Genomic DNA, 11,607 nt, shown 5'->3' with positions numbered 1-11,607 from the left:
TGGTGCGGGAAGCGTTGTTTGACAAGCTTTTGCTGGTGGATTTATTGCACCTCAACACGCAAAGACTGCACCGCTACAGGCAAAAGGACAGCCAGCTATGCTTCCAATTTTAACCGGACAGCTGTGATATTATACAATTAAATCCAGGCGCCTGGCGGGCTCCGTTATCCTGCCCGGCCGGCCGGGAAACGGCAGCGCAGCCTGCCGCAATTGCGGCAGGCGGGCCGGAGCCGGTTCAAACAGATGCCGCGCAACAACCCCTGCGGCCGCCGGCGGGAGACGTTTGATGAAGCCGTTAAAATTTATTGTTCTGGCTGTTATTTTGCTGGCCGGGTTTGCCGGCTGGCGGGTTTGCAGGGAAAAAACCGCCGCGTGGGAAGCATTCGCGGCCCGCTATCCGGCTAAAAAAACCATGGATCCGGCGGGCGACATGTTCGCTTTCGCGTCCGTCACGCTGAAATATTCCGCCGGCAGACAGGATGAGCGATACCCCGGCTGCATGACCGTGATAGCCGCGCAGGACGGCCTGTATATGTCGCCGGTCTGGCCCGGAGCGGCAAGCGCTCTCATGCCATACTCCGAATTCGATTTTTCAAATGGCTCTGGCGGCGCGCCCGCCGGAACCGTCAGGCTCGCGAAAGGGCCCGCGCTGGTTCTGCCGGAAGGCGTGGCCGCGGCCATGCATGACCGTCTCGAGGCCGCCAGCAGGGCCCGCGCCGGAGCCGGTTCCGGCGGATTCACTCCGATAGACTGAACCATATTCATGAAGACAGCCGCGCTGCTCATTGTTTCTAACGTGTTCATGACGATCGCCTGGTATGGCCACCTGCGCCACAAATCCGCGCCGCTGGCGAAAGTCGTGCTGATCAGCTGGCTGATCGCGTTTGTCGAGTATTGGTTCGCGGTGCCTGCCAACCGGATCGGGCACGGGCAGTTCACCGCCGCTCAGCTGAAAACCATGCAGGAGATCATCTCGCTGTCGGTTTTCGCGGTTTTTTCCATTGTCTTTCTGCATGAAAAACTTACCTGGAACTGCATGGCGGCCTTTGTGTGCCTTGCGCTTGCCGGCTGTTTCATGTTCATGCGATAGCCGGCCCGGAAACCGGTTTACATGCCGGCGCCATTATGCAAAAATGAAGCAATCCGGCCCGGCGCCGGATATACGTCCGCGGAGGTTGGAATATGGGACTTGCTCTTTCGAAACTGGAAAAATACGCCGAAGTGCTGCTGTGGGGCCTGGCCACCGCCCGCGCAGGCACCGGCGGAAAAATGAAGCCTTATGACGTGGTGCTGCTCAAATATGACCCCGCCGCCCTGCCGCTGGCGCGGGCGCTGCACCGCAAACTGGTTGAACGCAGAATGCAGGTCGTGCTGCGCCCGAACTCCGGGCCCGGCATCGAAAAGGATTTCTTCACGCTGGCCGACGAAAAACAGCTCGCGTTCGTGGACGCCGGAATGAAGCCGCTCGCGGGTTCGCTCAACGGCTATATAGTGGTGCGCGGGCCGGAGTCGCTGACCCATCTGCAGGATGTTGACCCCAGGAAATTCGGAACCGCGGCGATCGCCAGGAAATCGTGGCGCGAAATCATGGACCGGCGCGAGGAAACCGGCGAGTTCGGCTGGACGCTGTGTTCCTACCCCACGGCGGAACTGGCCAGGCAGGCGGGCCTCACGCTCCCGCAGTACACCGCGCAGATCGAAAAAGCCTGTTTTCTGAACGAACCCGATCCGGTCGGGAAATGGAAAGAAATTTTCAGGCACGCCACGGAAATCAAAAAATGGCTTAACGCGCTGCCGGCAGAAACGCTGAGGCTGGAATCGAAATCGGCGGATCTGACGGTCACGCTCGGCGCGGCGCGCCGGTTTCTGGGGCTGAGCGGGCACAACATTCCGTCGTTCGAACTGTTCACCTCGCCGGACTGGCGCGGCACCAAAGGCGTTTATTTCGCCGACATGCCCACCTTTTACAACGGCAATTATGTGAAAGGCATCCGGCTGGAGTTCAAGAACGGGCGCGCCGTGAAAATCAACGCCGAGCAGGGCGAAGCTTTCGTGCGCAAAATGCTCGCGATGGACAGGGGCGCCTGCCAGGTGGGCGAATTCTCGCTGACCGACAGACGTTTTTCAAAAATCGGCAAGTTCATGGCGGATATCCTGTTCGACGAAAATTATGGCGGGAAATACGGCAATTCGCATATCGCCGTGGGGTCCGCTTATTCCGACGCCTATGCCGGCGACCGCGCCGGTCTAACCAGACAGCTTAAGGAAAAGCTCGGTTTCAACAATTCCTCGCTGCACTGGGATATCATAAATTCCGAAAAGAAACGGGTGACGGCCGCCCTGACTTCAGGCAAAACCGTCACCGTCTACGAAAACGGGGAATTCAAATACTGACGGGCCCGGCCCGCATGCAGGCAAAATCACAGCGGCCGGCGCAGGCACGGCCTGCCCCGCCGCGACTGCGCGCGGACGGGCGGAACCGGTGGTTTTCGGGACGGGGTTACCGGACGGGTTTTAACCGGCCCGCTAATTCCACTGCGGCGGCGCGGCCTTCGAGCAGGGCTTCTTCCATGAACGAATACTTCCACGCGCCGTACCGGCCGATACTGAGGCAGCCGTGTTTTTCAAGATACGGCATTATCGTCTCCAGCGCGGGTTTGCGCTCACGGTTGTACACCACGTAGGCATCGTCCAGCTTCATCCACAGGGGATTGAGGAGTTTTTCGCCCGGACCAAGCAGTCCCGCCCTGCGTAAAGCCGGCGGGATGGCCCGCTGTATTTTTTCAAGGTCCGGCCGGGACCCGCGCCCCGTCTGCGGATGCGACACCTCTATATAAAAAGAGCTGGTTCCTTCCGGCGCGACATGCGGCGAGAAATTGCTCGCCAGACCCGCCCGGTAGAACGGAAACTCCTTCTCCGGGAAATAAACCCAGTGCTTTTCGCTCACGCGCCGGGCCACGCCCGCGTTAAGGTTGCAGACCGATGTAATTTTGAGCTTTTCCGCCGCGTTTTCCACTTTTACTGGCGCGTGTTTTATCAGCTTCACGAATTTTTTAAGCGGCATGGTGTTTATCACGCGCTTGAAGCGCACTGCGCCCAGCCCTTTGAAAAAAGCCGTGCCGGCGATGAAATCTATTGCCGTAAGTTCGCAGCCGGTGCGGATGTTTTTTACCGGTTTCGCCAGCGCGTCGCACAGCGTCTGGCAGCCGCCGCGCAGCGGATAATAAAAATCCGCGTTGTAGCCGAATTGTTTAAGATTGTCCGCTTTCGAGCCGGCGATAACGTCCTGCGGGTTCGGACGCGGCACGAACGGCGCGCACCAGTCGGCGGTAAGCTCGTCAAGCGGAGTCTGCCACAGCTTGCGGTTATAGGGATGCATGAAATGCCGGCAGATGCCGGGCCCGAAAACCGCGAGCGCCCAGTCTTTGAACGGCGCGTCCGGCGAGACGGTTCTGTCGGCCCGGTGCGCTTTCAAAAACCCGTCCACGCATTCTTTCACCACCGCCGGAGGCAGGCCGTAGGTGTTGGCCTGAAACGGATAGCGGGTATAAACTCCGTGCGAAAAAATCGCGGTGTCACGGCTGAGCCTGCCCAGATTGCCGCGCAGGAGCTTTTTTACCAGTTTCTTTCCGTACCCGGAATGCAGATGCAGCAGATGCCCGGAATAATCGTAGGTGAACCCGTTTTTCCGAACCGAGCCGCACAGCCCGCCGCACGCGGCGTTTTTTTCCGCCAGCAGGTAATCGCTGAAGTTCAGCCGCTGCAGGTGGTACGCCGCCGACAGGCCGGTAATGCCGCCGCCTATGATCAGGATATCAGTGTCTGTCATCTTGCATATTGATTTTCGCTATGTTCACGCTCAGCAGCAAAAATTCGCCCCCGATGAAAATGTACACCCACAACGCCCACCAAAACGGCAGTTTCGTCACCAGCAGCGCGCAGAACGACAGCACCCCCGCGGCCGCCGCGCTCAGCCCCACGATCTGATTGCGGGTGAACCCGAGTTTTTCAAGACGCAGGGCATAATGATCCCTGCTTCCCATAAACGGCGACGTGCGCCGCGACATCCGCATCACGGCCACGAAAAACGTGTCGTAAATCGGCAGCGCCAGAATGAAAAGCGGCGCGTAAACGCCGAGCGGACTGGCCTGATCGTAGCGGGTGCCCATGGCCAGCGCGGCCAGCACAAACCCAAGGAACAGACTTCCCGAGTCGCCCATGAAAATCTTGCGCTTTTTTGACAGGTTGTACGGTATGAACCCCAGCGCCGAACCCAGCAGCGCCGCCGCCGCGAAATTGACGTACAGCTCTTCCGACGGCAGCGAGATCAGCAGAAACCCCATCGCCGCGACCGCCGCCTGGCTGGAAGAAAACCCGTCCATTATGTCAATTATGTTAAACGCGTTCGCCACGCCCGCCACCCAGACCAGGCTGAGCAGGACGGCGATATAGTCCGGTGAAACAAACCGCATCTGTATGCCGTACAGCACCAGCATGCCCGCCGCCAGAAACTGGAAAACGAATTTCGTGCGCACGCCCAGCCCGGCGGGTTTTTTGATGTCGTCCACGAAGCCGAGAATCACCATAATCGCCGCGCCGATCATGATGCCGCGGATGCGGGTGAGCGTGCCGGTCGGGAAATGAGTGAAAAACCGCACCAGCGAAAGCGTAACGAAAAACGCGCCCGCGATCGCCAGCCCGCCGGTCGAAGGGGTGGGGACTTTATGGGTTTTCACGGCGGTTACCGGCGCGTCTATGAAATGTTTCCTCAGCGCAATGCGCCGCACCAGCGGGGTGAACAGGGCCGCCAGCGCGAACGCGAACGCCATCGTAAGGAAATAAAGGGTGGCGGAACTCATCCGGGCGCTCCGGTCAGATAGAGCGTGCAGGCCGGTCCGGCATACGCCGCGGGCAGCCCGGACAGATACTCGTTCCAGGCCCTGCGGCCCTGCGGGGTGAACTGAAGCGTCAGGTAAGGCGAGAGGCGGCGTTCTTCGCGCGGCACGCTGATGATGGCGGTTATGCCCGCCGCTTTAACCTGTTCGGCGATTGCGGCGGGCGACCCGCAGTCCGCCCATCCGACAAAATCGTTGCGGCGGAAAATACTGGTCGGCACAGCCTGCGCGCCGGTATAATAGGTGCGGTGTTCTCCGGCGTAGAGAATTTTAGCCGACGGGTTAAACCCGTCCGCCGCGGCACGGGCGCAGGGATAATAGTCCAGCCTGCGCGACAGGAACCGCTCGCGCGATTCTATCCCGCTGAGCACTCGCGGCGTTTCAAACAGGTTTTCCACCTGCACCGCCAGCGCCAGCCGCTGCGCGGTGAAAATTATCAGCCCCGTTATAAGCAGGGCGCGCGCGGTTTTGCCGAACTCCCTTGCGGCGAGCGCGAACCCGCACGCCGCAAGCGCCGAGGCGAGCGGCACCGCCACGGTGAAAAACCGCAGCGCGCGGCCCGTGGCGAACCACACTAACCAGTGCAGAACCAGATAAAGCCCCGCCAGCCGCAGCGCGCGGTTACGGATCGCGGCGAAAACCATCAGCGGAACGGAAACGAAAAACAGCTCCCAGCCCAGCCCGCCCAGCATATCCATCCCGCCGCCAAAAGCCAGCGGATTGGCAAGCGCGGTAACGGGAAACCGCACCAGTTCGGTCAGCAGGCCCGCGCCGTGGGTATATTCCCGGATCGTGAAAAAATAGCCCTTCGCGGCCTCGATGTTCGGGCCGGACCCGCCCTGATTGAATATCTTGTAAAAAAACGGAAATACCGGATTGCCCGTCGCGGCCATGTTCTTTACCGCCCACGGCAGGTACAGCGCGGCGCATACGGCGGCAAACCCCGCAAGTTCCAGCAGTCGGGTTTTGCGCGCGCTGAAGGTGCCCAGCGTGTAAGCGTGGTACAGGCCCAGCAGAAACAATATGCCCACCGTCATGCCGGCGTAATACTTGGTGCCGAACCCGGTGCCGCAAAACACCGCGCACAGCAGCAGCCATACGGTTCCGGCGCCGCGGTCAGCCGCGGTCCATTTAAGGAAAGAGATTACCCCGGCTGTCGTCCACAGCATGACCAGCGTTTCCACATAGGTGGTGGAGGCCAGCAGAAAAACCGACGTGTGCGTAACGGTCAGAAACGCCGCCAGCAGGCCGGACCCGGATGTTTCCTCCGCATAGCAGTAAACCCATACGCACGAAACCGCGCAGGCCAGCCATACGATCAGCTGGCCCAGAATATCGCTTTTCAGGAGCAGACCCAGCGTGAAAAGCATTTCTCCGTTTTGCGGGAAGAACGAATAAAAATTGTCCGGCGCGCAGACCAGCGCGTGCTTGACGGCGTACAGCTCCGGCAGCGCCAGGTGATACACAAGCGAGTCGTACTGGTGCGGCGGCATCCACGCTATAAAAAAAGCCGCGCCCAAAGCCGCGCAGACCGGGATCGCCAGAACCGGGTTCTGCCGCAGGCTCCGCCACTCAAACTCACGGGTCAGATGCTTGCGTCCGAACCACAGGAATCCGCCCAGCGCCAGAACCGCGGCGAACGGATACAGGACACGCGCCGCGCCCAGCAGAATTATCGCGTAAGTGATCGCTGCCATGCCCAGCGACACATATGCGGCGAACCGGCAGCCCGGCGCGCCCAATTCGTCCGCGCGGGTTTGCAATACCCGGCGCCCGAACCCGTACGCCGCGCAGAAAAACACCGCCAGCAGCGCGCTGCTCCACAGGCCGAACAGATACGCCGAGCCGAAATTTCTCAGCCAGGCGTAAAGCGCGGCGGCGGTCCACAGCGCCGCGAAAGCGGCGGCGTATTTTTTCATTTCTTATGCTCTAGCGGCGCGTACCGCCGCAATTTCAGCCTGTGCAGAAAATACCGCGCCAGCAGATAAAGCGAACTCAGGCCGTAAACCATGCTGCGGCGGAAGTTGATCGAGGAGGCCTCCTCGAAATAACGGCATTCGACCGGCACGTCGCCCATTCTGAACCCCGCGTGCGCGGCCTGCACCAGAAACTGGGTGTCAAACACGAAATCGTCGGAATTGGCTTCCCAGTTAAGCGTTTCCAGCACCTTGCGCGAATAGGCGCGCATTCCGCTGTGCCATTCGGCGAGATTCTGGCCGGTGCAGAAATTTTCCAGCGCCGTCAGAAACCGGTTGGCCACATATTTGTAGGCCGGCATTCCGCTCGCCAGCGCTTCGCGCCGCGTGCGGATGCGGCTGCCGAGCACCACGTCGCAGATATTGTTTTCTATCAGGCCGAACAGCAGCGGCGCGATGCGGGGATTGTACTGGTAATCCGGGTGGATCATAATCACCATGTCGGCGCCTGCTTCAAGCGCGCGGCGGTAGCAGGTTTTCTGGTTGCCTCCGTAACCGGTGTTGTTCGCGTGCCGGTAAACCGTCAGGCCGAGTTTTTCGGCGAGCGCGGCGGTATTGTCCGAGGAACAGTCATCCACCAGGATTATTTCGTCAACGCTGCCCGCCGGGATATCCCGGACGGTTTTTTCCAGTGTGCTGGCCGCGTTATAGGCCGGCAATACGGCGATCCGTTTCATTGCGCCTTCTCCATTTAAAAAGCGGTTCAATATTTACATTAGCTTCATTTTAGCAAAATGAACGCCCCGCCCGGCACGGATGTTTTGACAAGCGGATTCCCGTGCGGCGCGCCCGGATCGCCGGAGTTGTGCCGGAGAAGTTTTTGCCGGGCACAAAACAAAAGCCGCTTACCTTGCAGTAAGCGGCCTTGTTAAAACGTGCGCCTGGCAGGACTTGAACCTGCGACCAATCCGTTATGAGCGGAGTGCTCTAACCAACTGAGCTACAGGCGCTTAACCTTTTTCATTATAGCGTTTTTTCACGCGGCGTTAAAGGCTTTCCGCGCCCGCTCTGCAGGCCTTGCCCTGCGCCTCGTGCCAGAACGGCGACATGGCGCGCAGCTTCATGATGACAGGCGGCAGCTCCGCCAGCACGAAATCAATGTCGGAGCCGGTATTATAAACGCTCAGCGAAAACCGGATCGAGCCGTGCGCAAACGTAAACGGCACCCCCATCGCGCGCAGCACATGCGACGGCTCCAGCGAGCCGGACGTGCAGGCCGAGCCGGACGACGCCGCTATTCCCAGATCGCTCAGATGCAGCAGAATAGCCTCGCCCTCGATAAATTCGAAACTGATGTTGAGTGTTGTCGGCAGGCGCGGTGAACCGCCGCCGTTAACCCGCACATTGGGCACTGCGGCGGTTATGCCGTGTTCCAGCCGGTCGCGCAAAGCGGCTATCCGGCCGGTTTCAGACATATGCGCCCGGGCCAGCTCGCACGCTTTTCCCAGCCCGATTATATAGGGCACGTTCTCGGTGCCGGCGCGGCGGCTGTGTTCCTGATGCCCGCCGATCAGAAACGGCACGAACCGGGTGCCGCGCCGCACATAAAGCGCGCCGATTCCTTTGGGCGCGTGCAATTTGTGCCCGGAAATGGAAAGCATGTCTATCCGCGAATTTTTCAGGTCAATGGGCAGTTTTCCGGCGGTCTGGACGGCGTCGGTATGAAAAAGCGCGCCGCGTGATTTGGCGATCCTCGCCGCCTCCTCCACCGGAAACACCACGCCCGTTTCGTTATTGGCCATCATGACAGAAACCAGCGCGGTATGCGCGGTTACCGCCGCTTCAAGGTCCTGAAGGCTGATCATGCCGTTGCCGTCAACCGGCAGATAAGTCACGCCGTAGCCCTGCGACTGGAGATATTTGCAGGTGTTGAGCACCGCCGGGTGCTCCACGCGCGTGGTGACGATATGCCGCTTGCCGGGATAGGAGCGCACCGCCGAAAACAGGGCGGTGTTGTCGCTTTCGCTGCCGCAGCTGGTGAAAATTATTTCATCGGCATGGGCCGCGCCCAGCAGCGCGGCCACGCTTTTGCGCGCCGCCTCCACGTCATGCCCGACCGCGCCGCCGAACGTGTGCATGCTGGAAGCGTTGCCGTATTTTTCGGTAAAGTAGGGCAACATCGCTTCCACCACTTCGGGCGCCGTTTTCGTGGTTGCGTTGTTATCGAGATAAACTGTTTTCATGGGCGTTACACCGACTCCACCGAAATTGCCGGATCCAGCTGCTCGCGCAGCTTTTTCTCCACGAAATTCTCAATCGTGAACCCGGCGTTGGCGCACCCGCTGCACATGCCGAGCAGCCGCACGCGGATGACGGAACCTTCAATATCCACCAGCTCCACCGACCCGCCGTCGGCGTTCAGGCCCGGGATAACGTCGCGCGCGAGCGCTTCCTCCACCCGGTGTATTTTCTGCACCATCGTCAGGCGCGCGAACGGAGCTTTTTCCTGCACGGCGCTGGCGGCGTTGTAATGCCTGTCCAGAACGGCCTGAATGTCGGCCCGGCAGGCCCCGCACGCGCCGCCGGCCTTGGTGAAATTGGTTATTTCCTCTACGGTGCGCAGATGATTGTCCTTTGCCGCGCGCAGAATCTTTTCTTCGGTGACGCCGAAACACTTGCAGACCACGCGGCCCTCCTCCTCCAGTTCGTTCACTACCGGCGCGCCGCCTTCCTTATAACTTTTGATGGCGGCTTCAAGCGCCTCCATACCCATTACGGAGCAGTGCATTTTTTCTTTCGGCAGTCCGCCGAGAAAATCGGCGATCTGCTGATTGGTGACGGCGGCGGCTTCCGCAAGAGTCTTGCCCTTGATCATTTCAGTCAGCGCGGAAGAGGAGGCGATCGCGCTGCCGCAGCCGAACGTCTGGAATTTGGCGTCCGTAATGCGGCTGGTCGCGCTGTCCACTTTTATGAACAGCTTGAGCGCGTCGCCGCAGATGATATTGCCGACCTGGCCGACCCCGTCGGGCTTGTCAATGCTGCCGACATTGCGCGGATTTTTGAAATGGTCTATCACCTTGTCCGTGTAATCCCACATACCTGCCTCCATAGCAGCAACCCACTTATATCAATTATAGCTTTTAACCGCAAAAATCACAGCGCGGGCGGATTATTCCGCGCGCGGCTCGGCTGGCGGCAAAGATGGTTTTGCTTGCCGGACGCATCGTTTTGAAAGACCGGCGGCGGCCTTTGAAGCGTAAATCAAATTGTCGGCGACAGCGTTTGCGCGCGCGGCCATGCCGGGCGGATAGCGGTTTTCGCGCAGCAGTCCAGCCAGCAGCCGCGCGTCCGCCGCGGCTGCTATGGCGGCCGCTTCCAGCCGCGCGGTGATATCCGCCGGATCCCGCGAAACGGCACAGGCTGGACAGGCAAGCGAGGCGACGGATTCGGCAACGAAAAAACTGTCGTGCTCAAGCCCGGCCAGCTCGGAATCCGCGGAATCCGCTTCGCGGAGCGTTTCTTCCGGTTTGCCGGCAAGCGCGGCGCCGGATGGCAGCTTCAGACGGTCCGCGGCGGACGCGAGGCTGGCCGCGATAACGGCAATCCGGTCCGCGGCTTCGGCAAATTCAGCCGGTTCCGCGCAGACCGGCGCGGATGAGAGCGCGGCGGGCCGAACCGGGCGCGCCGCCTGGGCGGCGCCAGCCTGCGCGCACAGCGCGCCTAAAAATACAAATTGCAGCATGGGAGCTCCTCTTTCGGCAAACAGGCGTGCCTGCCCCGCGCCAATTACATTGTAACATGGCTGCGCGCGATTTTGAACCGGCCGGGCACGGGCGCAATTTGCTATAATCTGATAGCTCATGGAGAGGTGTGTGAGCGGTTGAAACAGCAGGTCTCGAAAACCTGTAGAGCCGCAAGGTTCTCGTGGGTTCAAATCCCACCCTCTCCGCCAGATTAAAGAAACAGCCCCGCTTTATGCGGGGCTGTTTCTTTTATTGTGGGAGCGAGACAATTGATTGTCTCGCGTTGGGATTTGAAAGCCGGAGCGATGCCGAGCACTGCGAGGCCGCGAGGCCAGCCCAAAAACCGCGACACAGCGTTCGCGGATTTTTGGGGAATCCCACCCTCTCCGCCAGATTTTGCTAATATTTACAAACACTGGCGCAACAGACACAACGGAGGCTTGATGAAAAACCTATCGATGCTTTTCATTGTTCTTATGCTTGTTAGTAGTATTGCGGAGAGCAAAAACAATGCTCCCGTCAACTATGCGGAGTTTTTGGCAAACAACGGGCAACCACCGATAGAATTTGTTTGTGGCAAATTCAAGCAATATCCCATTGTGCTGCTGGGTGAATACCACAAGATAAAACAACAGGTTGATGTTGTAAAAAACCTTATTCAACCGCTGACACAGGCTGGGATTACCACTTTAGTTTTTGAATTTGGCGATTACCGATTGCAAAGCAAGCTTGATGAATTATTGAAAGCAGATAAGTTTGATGAGAATGTTGTGAACCTAATTCTTAAAAGTGTGGATAAACCTTTGGGTTGGGGGTATCGGGAATATGCGGATATTTTTAAAGAGGTGTGGAAAATAAATCGTGAAACACCGACGGTTTATGTAAACATTCTTCTAGGCAACTACGAAATGGATAATGACGAAGCGCTATAATGGTTGGGGAAAACTGGACCGAATTTAAGGCCTGCTTAAGGTGAAAAAAGTCGGTAGAATAAAACCTTAGGGAGGCTGTATGCGAAAGACATTTGAAGCTGGATTCAAGGCGCGGGTGGCG

The 11,607-nt window shown here is 59.0% G+C and carries 11 protein-coding genes and 2 tRNA genes; 5 read left to right on the top strand and 8 right to left on the bottom strand.

Annotation, left to right across the window (positions count from 1 at the left end):
• The first annotated feature begins 286 nt into the window (after positions 1–286).
• From PHW69_08080 to PHW69_08070, 3 genes are all read left to right on the top strand, one after another.
• A complete protein-coding gene (locus tag PHW69_08080) occupies positions 287–754 on the top strand; it encodes a hypothetical protein (protein MDD4005142.1) in 468 nt (155 codons plus the stop codon).
• Between the two features lie 9 nt (positions 755–763).
• Complete coding sequence (locus PHW69_08075; GenBank protein MDD4005141.1) at positions 764–1,090, top strand: DMT family protein; 327 nt, start codon at positions 764–766, stop codon at positions 1,088–1,090.
• A 92-nt stretch (positions 1,091–1,182) separates the two neighbouring features.
• A complete protein-coding gene (locus PHW69_08070; GenBank protein MDD4005140.1) occupies positions 1,183–2,394 on the top strand; it encodes an aminopeptidase in 1,212 nt (403 codons plus the stop codon).
• A 106-nt stretch (positions 2,395–2,500) separates the two neighbouring features.
• Here PHW69_08070 and PHW69_08065 read toward each other — a convergent pair whose 3' ends face one another.
• The 8 genes from PHW69_08065 to PHW69_08030 all read right to left on the bottom strand — a co-directional run bounded on the left by PHW69_08065 (position 2,501) and on the right by PHW69_08030 (position 10,553).
• A complete protein-coding gene (locus PHW69_08065; protein ID MDD4005139.1) occupies positions 2,501–3,829 on the bottom strand; it encodes an FAD-dependent oxidoreductase in 1,329 nt (442 codons plus the stop codon).
• Complete coding sequence (locus tag PHW69_08060) at positions 3,816–4,859, bottom strand: MraY family glycosyltransferase (protein ID MDD4005138.1); 1,044 nt, start codon at positions 4,857–4,859, stop codon at positions 3,816–3,818. Before PHW69_08060 ends, PHW69_08065 begins: the two co-directional genes overlap by 14 nt.
• Positions 4,856–6,814 carry a phospholipid carrier-dependent glycosyltransferase gene (locus PHW69_08055; GenBank protein MDD4005137.1) on the bottom strand — a complete coding sequence of 653 codons (1,959 nt, stop codon included), beginning with the start codon at positions 6,812–6,814 and terminating at the stop codon, positions 4,856–4,858. The genes PHW69_08060 and PHW69_08055 overlap by 4 nt, the downstream gene beginning before the upstream one ends.
• Positions 6,811–7,548, bottom strand: a complete 738-nt coding sequence (locus PHW69_08050) for a glycosyltransferase family 2 protein (protein MDD4005136.1) — start codon at positions 7,546–7,548, stop codon at positions 6,811–6,813. Before PHW69_08050 ends, PHW69_08055 begins: the two co-directional genes overlap by 4 nt.
• Positions 7,549–7,747: 199 nt before the next feature.
• A tRNA-Ile gene (locus PHW69_08045) sits at positions 7,748–7,821 on the bottom strand.
• A 36-nt stretch (positions 7,822–7,857) separates the two neighbouring features.
• A complete protein-coding gene (gene nifS, locus PHW69_08040) occupies positions 7,858–9,054 on the bottom strand; it encodes a cysteine desulfurase NifS (protein ID MDD4005135.1) in 1,197 nt (398 codons plus the stop codon).
• A 5-nt stretch (positions 9,055–9,059) separates the two neighbouring features.
• Positions 9,060–9,908: a Fe-S cluster assembly protein NifU gene (nifU, locus tag PHW69_08035; protein ID MDD4005134.1), complete on the bottom strand. Its 849-nt coding sequence runs from the start codon at positions 9,906–9,908 to the stop codon at positions 9,060–9,062.
• A 72-nt stretch (positions 9,909–9,980) separates the two neighbouring features.
• Positions 9,981–10,553: a hypothetical protein gene (locus PHW69_08030; protein ID MDD4005133.1), complete on the bottom strand. Its 573-nt coding sequence runs from the start codon at positions 10,551–10,553 to the stop codon at positions 9,981–9,983.
• 120 nt (positions 10,554–10,673) lie between these two features.
• Between PHW69_08030 and PHW69_08025 the strand changes: the two genes are divergently transcribed.
• Both PHW69_08025 and PHW69_08020 read left to right on the top strand, forming a co-directional pair.
• Positions 10,674–10,763, top strand: a tRNA-Ser gene (locus PHW69_08025).
• A gap of 45 nt (positions 10,764–10,808) precedes the next feature.
• Entirely contained in the window at positions 10,809–11,486 is a 678-nt protein-coding gene (locus PHW69_08020; GenBank protein ID MDD4005132.1) for a hypothetical protein, read from the top strand.
• Positions 11,487–11,607: the final 121 nt, after the last annotated feature.

The organism is Elusimicrobiaceae bacterium (assembly GCA_028700325.1).
Classification (GTDB): domain Bacteria; phylum Elusimicrobiota; class Elusimicrobia; order Elusimicrobiales; family Elusimicrobiaceae; genus JAQVSV01.
Note: the sequence above shows the minus strand (reverse complement) of the source record. Positions and strands in the feature narration are given on the sequence as shown.